Raw genomic sequence first — 15,592 nt, forward strand, 5'->3', positions numbered from 1 at the left:
AATGTTGCCGCTGTTTCCGGAATACCAAATTCGGAATCTGCAAAGTCAAAAGGCCGCTAAAAGCTGACCTTGTGTGCCTATAGTGAGATGAAAAGCTTGGCTGCTGCAATCACCGACATATGATGCTGGCTAGAGATATATGTACTGAATGGAGTTAAAGATGTGCTTTTCAGCTACGGCAAGTTTTGTCGCTGGGGGAATATTGTCCGTTGCCGGTGCAGCTACCATGATTTCTGCATGCAGACAGAAGTTGGGGCGTGGCCTAATATTCCTGTCATCTTTTCCGTTAGTTTTCGGTTTACAACAAAGTCTTGAGGGTTTGGTCTGGCTCGGGATGTCCGACCAATTGTCTTTGAGACTATTAACGATAGTAAACTATGGCTTCATTTTTTTCGCGTTTTTCTATTGGCCTGTTGCTGGCCCAACTGCAGGTTTTCTGATCGAAAAGCGAAAGTGGCGTAAACACTTATTCGGTGGACTTATCATTGGTGGTTTGGCTGTGGGAACTTACCTTATGCTAAAAGCAATCAATAACCCCGTACTTCCCACCTCTAGCGATGAATGGGGAGGGCATATTTTGTACCTACAAGGTATGACCCTTATCCCAAACATCCAATACATCTACTTCTTTACTGCATGTACTGCGCTAGCAGCCTCATCGAACCCCACCGCTTTCAAGTTTGGCCTAGCGCTTACAGCGTCGTTTCTCGTCACGCTCTTCGGTTATGAATTGTTTGTTCTACCTTCGGTGTGGTGTTTCTTCGCTGCGCTTTGCAGCATCGTCATTTCATATGACGTTCTTCGAGGTAAGACTGTACAATACATAGAGAAGCAGAGTGATGATCTCCGGGCCATTGTCTAACGGACGTATCACGGTTGCTGTCAGACTAATTCGAACCAATCTCAGTTTGCTGCGGAAACTGCGAACCTATCCGGTGATCGCGTACATTCGTGAAATTCAGCGTGCCAACGGGATAAATTGAGGACAGAACCATGAAAAAGATCATAATGCTCGCACTCATGGCTGCCCTTCCCAGCGGCGTACTGGCGCATTCCAAGGTCGAAGAAACAACCCCTGCCAACGGAGCCACAATAACTACTGTGCCCGCTGAAATTGGCCTCAACTTCTCTAAGGACATACGGCTGACACGGATAGAGATGGCCCATGAAAAACACTCGGCAGTAAGCCTAGATTTGGGCGACCAGACAAGTTTTGGTCAAGAGTTCACGATCCCTCTGCCGAGCAATGGAACCGGCACCTATGTCATCGAATGGCGTGGTTTAGGTGAAGACGGTCATGCCATGCAGGGCGAGTTTTCCTTTACCGTGGAATGAGCATGCCAGACATTTGGGGTATTGCCACGATCCTCGCAAAGCTGGGGCTCTACATCGGCTTTACGGGGTCCACCGGGCTTGTAATTGTTAGTTGCCTCTATTCCGGCGTTGTCGCACCGATAAACCTCGGGATAAAGCGCCAAGCTAGGGCTTTAGGATGGCTCGCTCTCGCCGCAACGGTTGTTGGTTTCATGCTTCGTGGAGCCGCCTTAACAGGCGGAGTTGACGGCATGGTCGATCCAGAGATGCTTGGTCTACTTTGGCAGACATCCGTGGGTGAGGTCCTTGTTTACCGCCTCGTAGGCGCAGTGATGATCCTTGTGGGGCTGTCTGTTCCTCGCGTTGGTCTACCGATTGCTCTGTTGGGTGGCACAGTGGCATTGTGGTCCTTTGCACAGATAGGGCACGTGCCCGAACTAGAGAGTTTTGGCGTTCAACTCTTGCTCCTGTTGCACCTGCTATCTGTAGCCTTCTGGGTGGGCATCTTTAGCCCGCTGCGGAGTATGGCTCTAACGCCTGAACACCTGACAGATGCTGCTGAACTAGGTCATAGATTTGGGCAAACTGCTGCATTGGTTGTACCGGCTTTGATCGGTGCGGGCCTATGGATTGCTTGGTTAATTGTCGGCAGTCTCCAAGGGCTCTTGTTTACTGGCTACGGGCGGGCACTGTTGCTCAAAGTGTTTCTTGTGGCGTTGCTGATGATCCTCGCCGCTGCAAACAAGCTCCGATTGGTTCCCGCCATGCAAAGTGGAAAGGCTAGGGCAGCGCGGCACCTCGCCCGATCTATCGAGGTTGAGGCAATAGTCGTATTAGTGGTTTTGGCGACGACGGCGACACTCACCAGCGTATTAACACTTCCGAATTAAGGTAGGTAGAGATGAACAAACACCTGTATGCACTCGCTATATGCAGTATTGGTACTAGCGTCGCTGCAGATCATGAGTTGATAGACAGAGACCTTGCGAATGGGCAGGAACTCTACGCAGAGCACTGTGCCTCATGCCATGGAGTTAATCTGGAAGGCCAACCCAACTGGCAAACACCCGACGATGACGGAGTGTTGCCCGCTCCACCACATGACGTGACAGGGCACACATGGCACCATGATAACCAGCTACTGTTCGAATATACCAAACTAGGTGGAGCAGACGCATTGGCAACACGTGGCATTAAAGACTTCAACAGGGGCATGCCCGGCTTTGAAAGCATTCTAACTGACGAAGACATATGGAACGTGCTGGCCTACATACGCTCCACTTGGCCCGACGATGTTCAGCAAATGCAGGCTAGCCGCAACCTGCCGCACCAGTAGAAGGCAGTAGTCCGGTGTAGGTTTGGGCATGCACAGTTCGACGTAGCAGGTTGCGCACTTCAAAGTGTGACAATAGGGTGAGACACACTACAAACCAACACACCACAATAGTGTTTACTATCAGTACATTAGGCGTTCGGCGGCGTTTCCCCTAGCCTCCACCAAAACCTAACAATACAACTGGATAGCAAGTATGAGAGCGATGTGACACTCAAGTGTGACACAAACGAAGCTGCATGCGTATCTTTCACTGTGCCGGCACGGCATCTATTACTTCCGTTGGCCGATAGGTTGAAGCTTAGCACCAGAATAGTCAGAGCTTTTGACGCGTGGAATTTGCGCTTGGTCGCCCGATGCAGCACATCGCGGTCATTTCCAGTGAACACATATGGTTGGCTGATCGATACATTGCAGTCAAACTACCTGATCCAGCCCGGTAATATTCCGCCGCTCCAAAATCACGGCGTTGCTATTTGGGGCCGATCAGGCATTCTGGACGGAATTAGAAGAGCAGTTCTTTTGTGCAGGTATGGATTATGCGCAGTGTCGTTACGCTGGCCGTTCTGGCCTTTGTTGCCCTGTCGTGCGGTCGCGGTGGCCCGCCGCCGCAGCGTCTTGAGCCTCAGGCTTTTGCGGATACGACCAGCCCGGCTTTGATCTTTCCAAAATTTGCGGATGCTGATCCGCATGAATGGGACGGGCGTCATCCCGGGCTTTACCCGGTGCATGGGTTGGATGTGTCGCGTTGGCAAGGGGCGATTGACTGGCGCACCGCGCGGGCCAATGGGGTGAGTTTTGTTTTCATCAAGGCGACCGAGGGTGGCGATGTGGCCGATCCGATGTTCGACACCCACCGTAAAGGGGCGCAGGCCGCAGGTGTGCCTTGGGGCGCCTATCACTATTACTATTTCTGCCGATCCGCGCGCGAGCAGGCGCGGTGGTTCATCAAGAATGTGCCGAAAGGCGCGGACCTTCCGCATGTGCTGGATATGGAATGGACACCGCATTCCAAGACCTGTCGGATCCGCCCCGATGGTCGCAAAGTACGGGCCGAGGCACAGCGATTTCTGGACATCCTCGAACGTCATTACGGGCGCAGGCCCATCGTCTACACGACCGTCGATTTCTTTGCCGACACGCAGATCGATCGCCTGCCCAAGACCGAATTCTGGCTGCGCTCCGTGGCCGGGCATCCGCGTCAGGTCTATCCCGGAACAATCTGGCGGTTCTGGCAATATACGGGCACCGGTCTGGTCCCGGGTGTCGACGGGCGTGTGGATATCAACACGTTCAACGGCCCACCCGAGATCTGGGCCCGGTGGAAGTCAGGCGGCTAGTCGGATTTGTCGCCCGCGTGTTTCGCCCAAAGGTCGGGACGGCGCGCGCGCGTGATCTCTTCTGACATTTTCTGACGCCATTCGGCGATGCGCCCGTGGTGGCCTGACATCAGAACCTCGGGGATGTCGCGCCCGTTCCATTGGGCCGGGCGGGTATATTGCGGATGTTCCAGCAGGCCCGAGGAAAAGCTCTCCTCCTCGGCGGAGGCCTGATTGCCCAAGACGCCGGGGATCAGTCGCACGGTGGCGTCGATCAGCGCTTGCGCGGCAATCTCACCACCCGTCATGACGAAATCGCCCAACGAGACTTCCTGGATGCCATAGTGCTCCAATACACGCTCATCCACACCTTCGAAACGTCCGCAGAGCAGGGTCATGCCATCGCAGCGCGCGAGGTTCTGCATCATTTGCTGATCCATTCTTCGGCCGCGCGGGCTGAGATAGATCAGGGGCCAGTTGCCGCGGATACCCGACATCGTGTGCTCAATCGCGGCGCCCAGAACATCCGCGCGCAGCACCATGCCCGCACCGCCGCCCGCAGGGGTATCATCGACATTGCGGTGCTTGCCGATGCCGAACTGGCGCAAGTCAACGGTTTCCAGTTGCCACAGGCCTTCCTGCAAGGCTTTGCCGGTCAGGCTTTCACCCAGAACGCCGGGGAAGGCGGTGGGAAACAGGGTGATGACCTTGGCCTTCCAAACCCCGTGCAGATCAGGCGTCGGGGTCATCAACTCGCGCGGCTTCAGCGTTGGCCGGATCGCCTTGCGGCCATGAGACTTGCCAAGAGGTTTGTCGGATGTTTCGGTCATCGGGTACGAGCCAGATCCTTTTGCGCGTTTTCAACCAAAGCCGTCTTTTGCAACTCCAGCGCCGCATCGTCCAGCCCCGAGCGGTTCAACTGCAACAATTCTTCCAGAAGATCTTCGGGCAGGCGCGGGTTCACGCGTGTTGGCGCAAGCAGTTTCGACTTAAGCTCTGGGGGCAGATCCAGAAACGCGGCAAACGGGTCGCCAGCGCCGAAGGCGCGATATTGCAGATCTTCCAGCCATTCTGTTTTGACCCGAGCGTTCTCTATGTGGTCGCGGATCTGCATCGCAGCCGTCTGCGGTGACGGAACCTCGGCCATCCGGTCACGATAGGTTTCGAAATCCTGCACCAGACGGGTGCGCAACAGGTCGTGCGACCACAGGCTGCGCAACCATCCGCCGCGCTGGCGCAGCGACAGGTAGAGGGTGATGTCGACCTCATCGCCTAGTCGCTGCTGGATCAGTTCGACCAGACAGGTGGCCAACTCGGGTGCAGCTTCATATCCCACCGCTACATTACGGCTGGGGCGCAGGCCCGAGAAATTCTCTTCACTCAGGATCAGACCGCGTTTCTCGCCGAAATCCAAACTGGCCAGAAAATCACGCATCTTTTCGCGAAATTCGGATAGGGTGCTTGGCAGGCCATAAACCGAGTGTCGTGTCGCCGCTTCGGACAGGCCGGTTTTGCGGGTCCGATAAGGCAAGACCAGCGCATGGCGGGGCCAGATCAGCTCGCGGTTTTCAAACAGAAAAGACTGTGCTGCAGTTGTGCCCGTCTTGTGCAGACCCAGATGCAGCAGCACGCGGCGCATTACAGCAGACCTTCGGGTGGGTCGGCGATGATACGGCCTTGGTCCAGATCGACAGTGGGTACAGCCTCGAGCGTGAAGGGCAGCAAGACGGTTGACTTCAACCCTGCGCCCTCAAGCTCCAGTAGATCCGCCGCGCCGTGGTTTTGAACTGCCTTGACCCGCCCCAGCAACGTACCGCCGGTGTCATAGACCGAAAGGCCGATCAGGTCTGTGTGATAGAACTCATCATCCGGCAGCGAGGGCAGTTGATCGCGGCGGGCATAGAGACGCAGGCCATTGATCGCGTCCGCCTGTTCCTTGGTTTCAATGCCACCCAGTCGGGCCGCAAACCCGTTTTTGATCGGGCGGGTTAGGACCAGCGGAAAGCGTTCGCTGCCGTCTTCGTTGCTCAAAGGCGAGTAGGTTTCGATATCCTCAGGCACAGCGCAAAAGCTTTTCACCCGCACCTCGCCGCGTACCCCGTAAGAACCGGCAATGCTGCCCACACAGATCAGATCACTCATTTGGCGCGCCCGTCGTCAAACATATTCCGTTTCGCCATTGCCCAAGCCCCTCGCAGGCTTCACGCTGATTGCTGCGTTCAAAGAACACGCCCACAATAAATGCGATCAGCAGCAGGATGGGAAGTCGTATCAATCCGAACATAGGATGTTATCGTTTCTCAATCGTTAGAGTGTTGGCGCGGTTTTCCCAGCCTGCGCGTTCAAGTTCGGGCGTGTCCGAGCTGCGTTCTGGCCAGCCGATGCAGAAATAGCCGATCAGGCTCCAGTCTTCTTCGACCTTCAGGTCGTGGCGCAGACGCTCTGGGTCGAGGATCGAAACCCAGCCCATGCCCAGCCCTTCGGACCGAAGGGTCAGCCAGAATAGCGTAATGGCGGAAACAACCGAATAACGTCGCATCTCGGGCATGGTGCTGGCACCCAGCCCGTGTCCCTTTGGCGTTGCCTCGTCACAGAAAACGGCCAGATGAACCGGTGCCTGTTTCATGCCCGAAAGCTTGAGGCTGCTGTATAGCTGCGCGCGTTCGCCGGTGTATCCGGTCAGGGCCTGTGCATTGGCGGCCTCAAAATTTTCAAGTGCCAGCGCCTTTGCGTGCACGGAGTCGACGCGAAGCAGCCGCCAGGGTTCACTAAGCCCCACAGAGGGCGCCAGTTGAAACGCGTCGAGGCAGCGCGTCAGCACTGCCTCGTCTATCGGGTCGGTGCGGAACCGGCGTACATCGCGCCGGAGCCGCATCAACAGATCGAACTGCGTGCGAAAATCGTCGGTGAAATCCTGATCTCGCACGCGCCCGCCTGCTTATTCTTCTGCTGCGACAGCTTCTTCTTCAGCCGGTGCAGCAGCGGCTTCAGCCGCCTCAGCAGCTTTGGCCGCTTTTTCTTCGGCGCGTTCCTGAGCTTTCTTGCCCGGGGTACCCTTGTTGGGGTTGTTACGCTCAGCCTTGTCACGGGCACCGGCAGCTTCCAGCATGCGGGCGATCCGGTCGGTGGGCTGAGCACCCTGATCCAGCCAGTACTGGATGCGCTCCATGTTCATTTTCACGCGCTCTTCGCTGTCTTTCGGCAGCAGCGGGTTGTAGGTGCCCAGCTTCTCGATGAAACGACCATCGCGGGGCATACGGCTGTCAGCCGCAACAATGCGATAGAAGGGACGTTTTTTCGAGCCGCCGCGGGCGAGACGAATTTTCATTGCCATGGTGGTATCTCCTTTGAATGGCGCATCCGGGGCAAGCCCGGTTTAGTTCTGGTGTTTCTTATGGTGTCGGATGACTTCCTGAATGATGAATTTCAGGAAAGCCTTGGCGAAAGCGGGGTCCAGATCGGCCTCTTTCGCCAGGTCTTCAAGCCGTGCGATCTGCGCGGCTTCGCGCGTGGGATCAGACGGGGGAAGGTCATGTGTGGCCTTGAGCTTGCCAACGGCCTGGGTGTGCTTGAACCGCTCGCCCAGTGTATAGACAAGGATCGCATCCAGCCGGTCGATGCTTTCGCGATGCTCTTTCAACAGCGTGGCAGCTTGGGTCACGGGGTTGGTCATTGGCCGGTCCTTTCGGTCGTCAGATCAATCTGCGGGTGACGCCAGATCTGGGCTGTTTTGCCCAGCAATGTGCCGTCGCACTCGTAGGTGGCGCCAAGACGTTCGGCCAATCCGCGCGAGCGGTCATTGGCGTGGGCGATATAGCTCATGACGCCGTTCAGACCCTGATGTCGGGCAGCATAGTCACGCGCGGCCTGCGCGGCCTCGAACCCAAAACCTTTGCCTTCGGCTTCGGCCATCAGTGCCCACCCCAATTCAGGCTCGGCCCAGCCGGGGGCAAAGATCATTCCGGCCCAACCAACGAACTCTCCGCTCGATTTCTCGGTCAGGTGCCACATTCCGAATCCGTTCAGCGCCCAGTGTCCCAAGCGTTTGGCCAGCGACTCCCAGCAACCGATCTCATCTTTTGGACCACCCACCATATGGCTGCGTTCGGTCGCAAAGAAGGCGGTCATTGCGGGCAGATCATCCTGATGCGGTGCGCGCAGGATCAAGCGGTTGGTCTCAATGGAAGGGATGGTGAAAGAGGTCATGCGTAAGCCTCCATCCCGCCATCACCGGGGTCGGGCAGATGACGATAGACCAATGTGACACCGTCTTGCTCAATGATCTCGCGTTCCAGCGTGGCGCCCAAACGTTCTGCAAGGCGCTGTGACCGATCGTTGCCCTTGGCGACAAAGCTGGCCAGCGTTTCCCAATTCAATCGTTGGAACGCAAAGCGCAGCGCAGCGCTAGCAGCTTCATGGGCAAAGCCGTGGCCTTCACCTTCCTCGGTGAAGATGAAACCAAGTTCCGGTTCAGGATCTTCGGGTTCAAACCCCAGGACGACGAACCCCAGCAATGCGCCATCCGTCTTCAAAGTGACAGACCACAATCCATGACCGCGAAGGGCCCAGATAGCGATCATCTGAGTGAAATCGTACCACGCATCTTCGCGCGACATCAGGGTCAGATAGCGTGCGCGCGGGCTGGCGACGATCCGGGCATAGGTGTCAAAATCCGACAATCGCGGTGCGCGCAGAACCAAACGCTCTGTTTCGAGTGTCGGGATAGCACCCGCCACCCGTTCGGCCAGTTCAGCCCCCTGGGCATTTGGCGCGACTTCGAACCCAAAGGTCATTGAAAGACCTCCGGGTTCACGCGTGAGCACAGCGATATGCAGCGGTAAACAGCCAATTACTTCTTCTTCCCAAAGCCGCTGAGCCCCGGTGGCAGAGCCATGCCGCCACCCAGGCCGGGCAGGCCGCCGGGCATCTTGCCGCCCATTGCCTTGGCCGCCTGTTCCAGCGCCTTGGGGTCCATGCCTGCCGCCATTTCTTCGGGCGAGGGGCCGCCTTTGCCGAACATGCCTTTCATGGCGTGTTTCAACATCTTGCCTTTGCCCATCTTGCCCATCTTCTTCATCATGTCCGACATCTGCCGGTGCATCTTAAGCAGCTTGTTGAGGTCGCTGACCTCCATCCCCGAACCAGCGGCGATGCGTTTCTTGCGGCTGGCTTGCAACAGCTGCGGATTGGCGCGTTCGCGTTTGGTCATCGATTGGATCATGGCGATCTGCTGGCGCAGGATTTTGTCGTCCAGACCGGCGGCATCCATCTGTTTGGCCATCTTGCCCATGCCGGGCATCATGCCCATCATGCCTTGCATCCCGCCCATCTGGATCATCTGTTCGAGCTGCATTTTCAGGTCGTTCATATTGAACTGACCTTTGACCATGCGCTTCATCATGCGCTCGGTCTGTTCAAGCTCCATCGTCTCCTGGGCTTTTTCGACCAGAGCAACGATGTCGCCCATGCCCAGAATACGGCCTGCGATGCGGTCCGGCTCGAAGGTTTCGAGCGCGTCCATCTTCTCGCCCAGACCGACAAAGCGGATGGGCTTGCCGGTGACCGCGCGCATGGACAGTGCCGCACCGCCGCGTCCGTCGCCATCCATCCGGGTCAGAACAACGCCCGAGATGCCGACCTTGGCGTCGAACTCCTCGGCCACTTCAACGGCGACCTGACCGGTCAGGCCATCGACCACCAGCAGAGTCTCGCGCGGATCGACCACGTTGCGGACCTGCTCGACCTCGTCCATCAGGACTTCGTCAATGTGGAGGCGGCCGGCAGTGTCGAGCATATAGACGTCATAGCCACCCAAGGTGGCCTGCTGCTTGGCGCGTTTTGCGATATCGACCGGTTTCTGGCCTGGCACGATCGGCAGGGTATCGACGCCCACCTGTGTGCCCAGTACCGCCAGCTGATCCATCGCCGCCGGGCGATAGACATCGAGCGAGGCCATAAGGACCTTCTTGCCCTCTTTCTCTTTTAGCCGCTTGGCAAGCTTACCGGTTGTGGTGGTCTTACCAGAACCCTGCAGACCGACCATCAGGATCGGGGCAGGCGGGTTGTCGATCTTGAGTGCACCGGGATCATCCTCGCCCCGGAGTGTATCGACCAGCGCGTCATGCACGATCTTCACGACCTGCTGGCCGGGGGTGATCGATTTGGTGACGGCTTGCCCAGTGGCTTGTTCCTGCACCTTCTTGACGAATTCACGCGCAACCGGCAGCGAGACATCCGCCTCCAGCAGGGCAACACGCACCTCGCGCAGCGCGGTTTTGACGTCCTCTTCGGACAGGGCACCCTGTTTGGTCAGCCGGTCAAAGACGCCAGAGAGGCGTTCGGATAGATTTTCAAACATGCCTTCGGCCTCCTATGCCGGTTATCTGGTGGCACCCCTTACGTAAGTGGCACCGGTTCAATCCACAATTACCCCCTCCCACCGAATTAGGTGCGGGGGACGTTCCAAATGGCTTGCCCCTAACCCACTGGCTTAGATGTGGAGGCAGGCCAACTGGCATTGCCCCCACGGGCGAAACTCGCTGGTGGGGGGCGATCCCTGAACGACTCAAGGGACCGGAAGGTCAAACGCTTCCGGATGTTTGGGCAGGGCTTTATGCGGATTGGCTGTCTGTGTCAACCTTGCGGGCCGGAAGCCAGCTGTTGACGGCATCAACCAGCCTTTGCGCCCCGCGTCCGCTGTAATAGGTCTCGACAATGGGATGGCGACCGGCGCTCATACCCTTGTCCAAAATCAGAACAGGCCGGTGGACCTTGGAAGAGCTGCCTCAGCGTGAGGTGCGCGATGTCTCAACCTCGGCATGGGAAAGATCCGAAAGCGCATGTTCAACTGTCTCATAGCCGAAAACGGATTGGCGGCGTATCAGGATTGTTTTGGATGGGCGGTCCATTATGACCTGAACCCGCCGGACCATGGCACAGAAGATTATGGCCCCCATGCCGCCACCAAAGAACGCGAACAAGATGCCGAACCAGACAGGCTTGTTGCCGTCGCTGACCATAAAGATACCCGCGCCCAGAAAGGCGAGGATAAAGCCAATAAGCATCAGGCCAATCAGCCAGGGAGTGTTGGACAGGATCAGTTGGTTTGGCGTATCGCGGAGTATCTTCATAGCAATGCGGTCAAAGAGTTGGGGGGAATAAAACCCGCCTTGCGGCGCGTGTCTCCGACGGAGGTATTTTTGAACAAAAGAAGAGAGGCCTAGAACCCTGCCAAAGCTTTGGTCAGGGCCGCAGTGACATGTGCGGCGGAGGGGTTGATGAAAAGATGGCCATCTGCCTCGAACACCGGATCGTCCAGGTGATCGGGGAAAGCCAGCGGGAGTTCGGTGCAGGCCAGGAGGATAGCGGTGCCGGGTGTTGCGTGTCGGTTGCAAAAGTCTAGCAAACGGGCATGAGCACCATCTGAAGCTCCACCATAGAAATCTGTGTCGATCATCGCCTGCATTTCGGCGATCTCTGTCTCAGGCAGGCGCGGGTTGGCGGCGATGCCGTGATTTGCCAGATGATCTGCATAGTTCGTCGCCTGCATCGTGACGGTTGTGCCTAGTACAAGAGCCTCGGAAGCACCAGTGGTCTTGGTCGCCTCGGCCGTGGCGTCGAAAATGCTGAGGATTGGCATGGAAACTCCCTGCCGGATCGCATGCAGGCGTGCATGGGGCGTGTTTGAGGCGATGATGGCGAAATCGCAGCCTGCACTTTGCAAGGTCAAAAGCGCGTTGCAGAACACGGCGTCAAATTCTGCCCAGCTGTCTTCGTCACCCGCGATGCCACGCAACGCGCGGGTTTGCGCCTGCACAACGGATTCGATTGTGATTGGCGGTATCGGCAAGGGTGAGCCGTGGCCGCGTTCGGCGAAATAACGTCCTGCGCCCTGGGCGATGGCGCGGTAGTAATCGACGGTGGAGGCCCATCCCACACCGCCCAAGATGCCGATCTTCTTCATGGGAAACGTCCAGGCTGCTCACTTCGATCCAAAGCGCAGACTGGACGCAAATTTGAGGGAGGTCAATCAGGCTGCCAGTTCAGATAGCGCTTGTTGCGCCTTGTTGAGCGAGCCTTCCGCATCCAGTGCCATTTGGTCAGCGGCGATCACATCAACATCCTGAATGCCGATAAAGCCCAACACGTGTTTGGCGTAATCGGTGGCAAAATCAATCTCGGACCCAACGGCAGTGCCGCCCGAGGCGATGGCCAGAATGGCGCGCTTGCCTTGCAGCAGCCCTTTGGGGCCGTTTTCGGAATACGCGAAGGTCAGTCCAGCGCGGGCGACCAGATCAATCCACGCCTTGAACGCGGCGGGGACGGAAAAGTTGTAGATCGGAAGGCCAATCACAACGGTGTCGGCGCGCTGCAATTCGTTGACCAGTTCATCCGACAGTGACAGGCGGTCTCGCTGGACATCGTCACGCTTATCAGCCGGGGTGAAATTCGCGGTGATCCAGTCTTCGGTCAGCAACGGCAAGGGTGTAGCAAGGTCGCGGCGAATGATGCGGGTTGCGTTGAGGTGCTTGACGATCTTATCGGACAGGTCTCGGGTGGTGGATCCTGTGCGCCGGGCCGAGGCGTCGATATGCAATACGGTCTGTGTCATCAGCTTTGTCCTGTGGTTGTGGTGATGCAGCTGATGTCAATATGATTGTTGCATTCACGAACAAAACCCAAGTATACCAACAGTTGCTGTTAGAATTTGCACAGCTTCCAGGATTTGCACGTTGAAAGAGATGCAATGGACAATTGGGACGAAGTGAGAACCGCTTACCACGTTGCACGGATGGGCACGGTCAGTGGCGCCGCTGATGTGCTGGGCGTGCACCACGCAACGGTTATCCGGCATATTGATGCTATCGAGATGCGGCTGGGTGTAAAACTGTTTCAGCGCCATGCGCGTGGTTACACGCCGACAGATGCCGGAGAGGATCTGCTACGCGTGGCCCAAGCCACCGAAGATCAGTTCAACCAGCTTGTCGGGCGTATGAAAGGGCGCGGTGACGATGTCTCGGGCGAGCTCGTGGTGACTTCGCTTGCTTCGTTGGCGCCGCTGATCGTACCGGCCTTGACCGAGTTTCAGCAGATGCACCCAGGCTTGATCGTGCGCTATCTGACCGGCGATCGCTTGTTCCGATTGGAATATGGCGAGGCGCATGTGGCAATCCGGGCCGGGTCGGTGCCCGACCAACCGGACAACGTGGTGCAGCCCTTCATTCCGCAGGAAATCGGCCTATATGCCAGCCGGTCCTATATCGAGAGAAATGGTGCCCCATCCAGCGTTGAAGACTTTCCCAACCACGTGTTTGTAAGCACTGATGATGAAAACAGCCGGGCACCGTTCTCGCGCTGGCTTCGGGAAACGGTTCCGGCAGACACCATAACGTTCCGGTGTACCAACAACTTCAGCATGCGCGAAGCGGTTGTGGCAGGCGCGGGGATCGGGTTCATGGCCCGGTGGGAGGCCGCGCGACATCCGGATCTTGTCGAGGTTATGGACCCGGTTCCGGATTGGTCCGGGAAACTGTGGCTGGTCACGCATGTCGATTTGCATCGCACCACAAAGGTACAGACCTTTTTGACCTTCCTGAAAGAAAAGGCAAAGGGCTGGGTTTCATGACGGATCAGGCCCGTGGCCACCTGGCCATGCTGGTTTTCTCCGGTCTGGTGGCCGGTAGTTTTTCTTTAGGATCAATTGTTGCAAATCAGATAGCGCCGTCCGCGATCACGGCGGCGCGCTTTGCGATCGCAGCGGTTTTGATCGGTGTCGCCGCATTGGTGACGACAGGCCTGCCTCGTAGCGCGGCGCAAGCCCCGTGGCGATACGCGGTGCTTGGTGGCCTGTTCGGGACCTATTTCGTGCTGATGTTCTATGGCCTCAAGACAGCCAAGCCCGTCAGCGCGGCAGCAGTGTTCACCTTGACACCGGTGATGTCTGCCGTTGCGGGCTGGGTATTGTTGCGACAGGTTACGACACCGCGCATGGCTTTGGCTTTGTCCATTGGTGCTGTCGGAGCCCTTTGGGTGATTTTTCGCGCGGATTGGCAGGCCTTTCGCGCATTCGAAGTCGGGACGGGTGAGATCATCTTTTTCTGGGGCTGCGCTGCGCACGCGGTCTATACTCCGATGGTGCGTAAACTGAATCGCGGCGAGCCCGCGGTTGTGTTCACCTTCGGTACATTGATCGCAGGCTGTGTCATGCTGACCGTCTTTGGATGGTCTGACATTCGCCAGACCGATTGGGCCAATCTTCCCCCTATCGTCTGGATCACTCTGATGTATCTTGCGGTTTTTGCCACCGCCTCAAGCTTTGTGCTGGTTCAATTCGCAGCGCTGCGCCTGCCTTCGGCCAAGGTTATGGCCTATACCTATCTGATCCCCAGTTGGGTGATTTTGTGGGAGATCGCCTTGGGCCGTCCAGCGCCCACGGTGCTGATCCTGGGTGGTGCCGTTATGACAGTGGTGGCTTTGTTGCTTTTGTTGAAAAGTGATGCGCAGGTGTCCGGTGAGAAAACTGTTACAACAAGCTGAAGGGATCCGGGCGCGTATCGACCGCTAAGATCGACCGCGAAAAGCTTACGTCAAATCATATGCCAACTGCAGAATTTGTTGAGCCAGATCAAGGCGACCTTTGTCCAGTTTACCTATCTTGAGTTAATGGGAGAGGAGGACAAATATGTTCAGTCATATCATGTTACCCGTCGATCGAAATTTGCCACCTGAAGTCCGAAAAGCAGCGGATATCGCCGCAGAAATGGCCAAATGGCAACATGCGAAAATTACCCTGGTCAGCGTGTCGGGTGTTCATATGGGCACCGCCTCTAAATCCGAGGCCGAGTTTGATGCCGAACTTGCTGCATTTACGGAAAATCTGGCAACAAACAGCGGTGCGGAAGTCATCGTTCGCAAGATTCATTCGGTCGATGTGGCAGCCGAGGTTGACAGAGACCTGACGCGAACAGCCGAGGAAATCAATGCCGATTTGATCGTGGTTGGAACTCACGCACCGCGAATTACCGACTATATCTTTTCAAGCCATGCCGGATATCTTGCCAAGCACGCAAAAATGTCGGTCCTGGCCGTGCGGTAGACGCGTTCAGCTTTCGTCGGTGGGCAGTTCGACCTCTAAAAACCGCTCGAAGGCGTCCAGGTTCACCGGTTCGAACTGCCCGAACCCCTGCATCCAAACCGAAGCCGCGCGCAGCGCGTCGGGTTCCAGCTTGCACCATTTGACGCGCCCCCGCTTTTCCTGAGAAATCAGCCCCGCCCTGGTCAAGATAACCAGATGTTTCGAGATCGCGGCCAGTGACATCTCGAACGGCTCCGCCACGTCGGTGACCGCCATATCGTCCTCCAGCAACATCGCCAGGATGGTGCGGCGGGTGGGGTCGGCAAGGGCCGCGAAAACGGTGTCGAGATCATTGGACATGAGCAGGCTCAACCACAGTGCTTGGGTTTGGTCAACCATTTGGTTGAATATGCGGTTTCAGGCCTTTGGCGCGTCGCCGCCGCAAACTGGCACCGTTTGCTCTTCTGAGGGAGTGGGAAATAATTATGTTTTTCAAGGATTTAACGTGTGGCAATCTGGCGGCTCAATGGCGTTGACTCTGGGCGGCTTCAC

Annotated in this window: 23 protein-coding genes; 8 read left to right on the forward strand and 15 right to left on the reverse strand. The window is 57.0% G+C overall.

The window, feature by feature from the left end; translation table 11 throughout:
* Nucleotides 1-148: 148 nt before the first annotated feature.
* The 5 genes from GOW40_RS19615 (at nucleotide 149) to GOW40_RS19635 (ending at nucleotide 3,987) form a co-directional block, all read left to right on the forward strand.
* Nucleotides 149-862, forward strand: coding sequence for a DUF6629 family protein (locus GOW40_RS19615; RefSeq protein ID WP_217352330.1), 714 nt, complete (start codon nucleotides 149-151; stop codon nucleotides 860-862).
* A gap of 131 nt (nucleotides 863-993) precedes the next feature.
* Complete coding sequence (locus GOW40_RS19620) at nucleotides 994-1,335, forward strand: copper resistance CopC family protein (protein ID WP_171130639.1); 342 nt, start codon at nucleotides 994-996, stop codon at nucleotides 1,333-1,335.
* Nucleotides 1,332-2,204, forward strand: a complete 873-nt coding sequence (locus GOW40_RS19625) for a copper resistance D family protein (RefSeq protein WP_254444522.1) — start codon at nucleotides 1,332-1,334, stop codon at nucleotides 2,202-2,204. Before GOW40_RS19620 ends, GOW40_RS19625 begins: the two co-directional genes overlap by 4 nt.
* Before the next feature lie 11 nt (nucleotides 2,205-2,215).
* Nucleotides 2,216-2,650: a cytochrome c gene (locus tag GOW40_RS19630; RefSeq protein WP_171130634.1), complete on the forward strand. Its 435-nt coding sequence runs from the start codon at nucleotides 2,216-2,218 to the stop codon at nucleotides 2,648-2,650.
* 536 nt (nucleotides 2,651-3,186) lie between these two features.
* A complete protein-coding gene (locus GOW40_RS19635) occupies nucleotides 3,187-3,987 on the forward strand; it encodes a GH25 family lysozyme (RefSeq protein WP_171130632.1) in 801 nt (266 codons plus the stop codon).
* Here GOW40_RS19635 and trmD read toward each other — a convergent pair.
* The 14 genes from trmD to GOW40_RS19695 all read right to left on the reverse strand — a co-directional run bounded on the left by trmD (nucleotide 3,984) and on the right by GOW40_RS19695 (nucleotide 12,577).
* Nucleotides 3,984-4,796, reverse strand: coding sequence for a tRNA (guanosine(37)-N1)-methyltransferase TrmD (gene trmD / locus GOW40_RS19640; RefSeq protein ID WP_171130630.1), 813 nt, complete (start codon nucleotides 4,794-4,796; stop codon nucleotides 3,984-3,986). The genes GOW40_RS19635 and trmD overlap by 4 nt on opposite strands.
* Nucleotides 4,793-5,605 (reverse strand): hypothetical protein, encoded by an 813-nt coding sequence (locus GOW40_RS19645; protein ID WP_171102686.1) that lies wholly within the window; start codon nucleotides 5,603-5,605, stop codon nucleotides 4,793-4,795. The genes trmD and GOW40_RS19645 overlap by 4 nt, the downstream gene beginning before the upstream one ends.
* On the reverse strand, nucleotides 5,605-6,108 hold the full coding sequence (rimM, locus tag GOW40_RS19650) for a ribosome maturation factor RimM (protein ID WP_171130628.1): 504 nt from the start codon (nucleotides 6,106-6,108) through the stop codon (nucleotides 5,605-5,607). The genes GOW40_RS19645 and rimM overlap by 1 nt, the downstream gene beginning before the upstream one ends.
* On the reverse strand, nucleotides 6,101-6,250 hold the full coding sequence (locus GOW40_RS22080) for a hypothetical protein (RefSeq protein WP_217352331.1): 150 nt from the start codon (nucleotides 6,248-6,250) through the stop codon (nucleotides 6,101-6,103). The genes rimM and GOW40_RS22080 overlap by 8 nt, the downstream gene beginning before the upstream one ends.
* Nucleotides 6,251-6,256: 6 nt before the next feature.
* On the reverse strand, nucleotides 6,257-6,892 hold the full coding sequence (gene bluB, locus GOW40_RS19655) for a 5,6-dimethylbenzimidazole synthase (RefSeq protein ID WP_171130626.1): 636 nt from the start codon (nucleotides 6,890-6,892) through the stop codon (nucleotides 6,257-6,259).
* A gap of 12 nt (nucleotides 6,893-6,904) precedes the next feature.
* Nucleotides 6,905-7,300, reverse strand: coding sequence for a 30S ribosomal protein S16 (gene rpsP, locus GOW40_RS19660; RefSeq protein ID WP_171102692.1), 396 nt, complete (start codon nucleotides 7,298-7,300; stop codon nucleotides 6,905-6,907).
* 42 nt (nucleotides 7,301-7,342) lie between these two features.
* Nucleotides 7,343-7,639, reverse strand: a complete 297-nt coding sequence (locus tag GOW40_RS19665; protein ID WP_171130624.1) for a chorismate mutase — start codon at nucleotides 7,637-7,639, stop codon at nucleotides 7,343-7,345.
* A complete protein-coding gene (locus GOW40_RS19670) occupies nucleotides 7,636-8,172 on the reverse strand; it encodes a GNAT family N-acetyltransferase (protein ID WP_171130622.1) in 537 nt (178 codons plus the stop codon). Before GOW40_RS19670 ends, GOW40_RS19665 begins: the two co-directional genes overlap by 4 nt.
* Nucleotides 8,169-8,759 carry a GNAT family N-acetyltransferase gene (locus GOW40_RS19675; protein WP_171130620.1) on the reverse strand — a complete coding sequence of 197 codons (591 nt, stop codon included), beginning with the start codon at nucleotides 8,757-8,759 and terminating at the stop codon, nucleotides 8,169-8,171. The genes GOW40_RS19670 and GOW40_RS19675 overlap by 4 nt, the downstream gene beginning before the upstream one ends.
* 56 nt (nucleotides 8,760-8,815) lie before the next feature.
* Entirely contained in the window at nucleotides 8,816-10,324 is a 1,509-nt protein-coding gene (gene ffh, locus GOW40_RS19680) for a signal recognition particle protein (RefSeq protein ID WP_171130617.1), read from the reverse strand.
* Nucleotides 10,325-10,577: 253 nt separating this feature from the next.
* Nucleotides 10,578-10,703 (reverse strand): hypothetical protein, encoded by a 126-nt coding sequence (locus GOW40_RS22370; RefSeq protein WP_256367878.1) that lies wholly within the window; start codon nucleotides 10,701-10,703, stop codon nucleotides 10,578-10,580.
* A 48-nt stretch (nucleotides 10,704-10,751) separates the two neighbouring features.
* Nucleotides 10,752-11,096, reverse strand: coding sequence for a DUF4407 domain-containing protein (locus GOW40_RS19685; RefSeq protein ID WP_254444523.1), 345 nt, complete (start codon nucleotides 11,094-11,096; stop codon nucleotides 10,752-10,754).
* A gap of 89 nt (nucleotides 11,097-11,185) precedes the next feature.
* Nucleotides 11,186-11,929: an aspartate/glutamate racemase family protein gene (locus tag GOW40_RS19690; RefSeq protein WP_171130615.1), complete on the reverse strand. Its 744-nt coding sequence runs from the start codon at nucleotides 11,927-11,929 to the stop codon at nucleotides 11,186-11,188.
* A 66-nt stretch (nucleotides 11,930-11,995) separates the two neighbouring features.
* Nucleotides 11,996-12,577 (reverse strand): FMN-dependent NADH-azoreductase, encoded by a 582-nt coding sequence (locus tag GOW40_RS19695; protein WP_171130613.1) that lies wholly within the window; start codon nucleotides 12,575-12,577, stop codon nucleotides 11,996-11,998.
* 135 nt (nucleotides 12,578-12,712) lie between these two features.
* Between GOW40_RS19695 and GOW40_RS19700 the strand changes: the two genes are divergently transcribed.
* From GOW40_RS19700 to GOW40_RS19710, 3 genes are all read left to right on the forward strand, one after another.
* Nucleotides 12,713-13,591 (forward strand): LysR family transcriptional regulator, encoded by an 879-nt coding sequence (locus GOW40_RS19700; RefSeq protein ID WP_171102716.1) that lies wholly within the window; start codon nucleotides 12,713-12,715, stop codon nucleotides 13,589-13,591.
* Nucleotides 13,588-14,502 carry a DMT family transporter gene (locus tag GOW40_RS19705; protein ID WP_171130610.1) on the forward strand — a complete coding sequence of 305 codons (915 nt, stop codon included), beginning with the start codon at nucleotides 13,588-13,590 and terminating at the stop codon, nucleotides 14,500-14,502. The genes GOW40_RS19700 and GOW40_RS19705 overlap by 4 nt, the downstream gene beginning before the upstream one ends.
* A gap of 145 nt (nucleotides 14,503-14,647) precedes the next feature.
* Nucleotides 14,648-15,061, forward strand: coding sequence for a universal stress protein (locus GOW40_RS19710; protein WP_171130608.1), 414 nt, complete (start codon nucleotides 14,648-14,650; stop codon nucleotides 15,059-15,061).
* Between the two features lie 6 nt (nucleotides 15,062-15,067).
* Here the strand turns inward: GOW40_RS19710 and GOW40_RS19715 are convergent, their stop codons facing one another.
* Nucleotides 15,068-15,400, reverse strand: a complete 333-nt coding sequence (locus GOW40_RS19715) for a metalloregulator ArsR/SmtB family transcription factor (RefSeq protein WP_171130607.1) — start codon at nucleotides 15,398-15,400, stop codon at nucleotides 15,068-15,070.
* Nucleotides 15,401-15,592 lie beyond the last annotated feature (192 nt).

The organism is Ruegeria sp. HKCCA6707, assembly GCF_013033515.1.
In the GTDB taxonomy this organism is placed as follows: Bacteria; Pseudomonadota; Alphaproteobacteria; order Rhodobacterales; family Rhodobacteraceae; genus Ruegeria.

Coding starts and splice junctions, on each gene's coding strand:
- GOW40_RS19695 (WP_171130613.1), bottom strand. CDS start 12,577: ATGACACAGACCGTATTGCATATCGACGCCTCGGCCCGGCGCACAGGA.
- GOW40_RS19635 (WP_171130632.1), top strand. CDS start 3,187: ATGCGCAGTGTCGTTACGCTGGCCGTTCTGGCCTTTGTTGCCCTGTCG.
- GOW40_RS19645 (WP_171102686.1), bottom strand. CDS start 5,605: ATGCGCCGCGTGCTGCTGCATCTGGGTCTGCACAAGACGGGCACAACT.
- GOW40_RS19700 (WP_171102716.1), top strand. CDS start 12,713: ATGGACAATTGGGACGAAGTGAGAACCGCTTACCACGTTGCACGGATG.
- GOW40_RS19690 (WP_171130615.1), bottom strand. CDS start 11,929: ATGAAGAAGATCGGCATCTTGGGCGGTGTGGGATGGGCCTCCACCGTC.
- GOW40_RS19665 (WP_171130624.1), bottom strand. CDS start 7,639: ATGACCAACCCCGTGACCCAAGCTGCCACGCTGTTGAAAGAGCATCGC.
- GOW40_RS19685 (WP_254444523.1), bottom strand. CDS start 11,096: ATGAAGATACTCCGCGATACGCCAAACCAACTGATCCTGTCCAACACT.
- trmD (WP_171130630.1), bottom strand. CDS start 4,796: ATGACCGAAACATCCGACAAACCTCTTGGCAAGTCTCATGGCCGCAAG.
- GOW40_RS19620 (WP_171130639.1), top strand. CDS start 994: ATGAAAAAGATCATAATGCTCGCACTCATGGCTGCCCTTCCCAGCGGC.
- GOW40_RS19715 (WP_171130607.1), bottom strand. CDS start 15,400: ATGTCCAATGATCTCGACACCGTTTTCGCGGCCCTTGCCGACCCCACC.
- rpsP (WP_171102692.1), bottom strand. CDS start 7,300: ATGGCAATGAAAATTCGTCTCGCCCGCGGCGGCTCGAAAAAACGTCCC.
- GOW40_RS19710 (WP_171130608.1), top strand. CDS start 14,648: ATGTTCAGTCATATCATGTTACCCGTCGATCGAAATTTGCCACCTGAA.
- GOW40_RS22370 (WP_256367878.1), bottom strand. CDS start 10,703: ATGAGCGCCGGTCGCCATCCCATTGTCGAGACCTATTACAGCGGACGC.
- GOW40_RS19615 (WP_217352330.1), top strand. CDS start 149: ATGGAGTTAAAGATGTGCTTTTCAGCTACGGCAAGTTTTGTCGCTGGG.
- GOW40_RS22080 (WP_217352331.1), bottom strand. CDS start 6,250: ATGTTCGGATTGATACGACTTCCCATCCTGCTGCTGATCGCATTTATT.
- GOW40_RS19625 (WP_254444522.1), top strand. CDS start 1,332: ATGAGCATGCCAGACATTTGGGGTATTGCCACGATCCTCGCAAAGCTG.
- rimM (WP_171130628.1), bottom strand. CDS start 6,108: ATGAGTGATCTGATCTGTGTGGGCAGCATTGCCGGTTCTTACGGGGTA.
- GOW40_RS19670 (WP_171130622.1), bottom strand. CDS start 8,172: ATGACCTCTTTCACCATCCCTTCCATTGAGACCAACCGCTTGATCCTG.
- GOW40_RS19675 (WP_171130620.1), bottom strand. CDS start 8,759: ATGACCTTTGGGTTCGAAGTCGCGCCAAATGCCCAGGGGGCTGAACTG.
- GOW40_RS19630 (WP_171130634.1), top strand. CDS start 2,216: ATGAACAAACACCTGTATGCACTCGCTATATGCAGTATTGGTACTAGC.
- GOW40_RS19705 (WP_171130610.1), top strand. CDS start 13,588: ATGACGGATCAGGCCCGTGGCCACCTGGCCATGCTGGTTTTCTCCGGT.
- ffh (WP_171130617.1), bottom strand. CDS start 10,324: ATGTTTGAAAATCTATCCGAACGCCTCTCTGGCGTCTTTGACCGGCTG.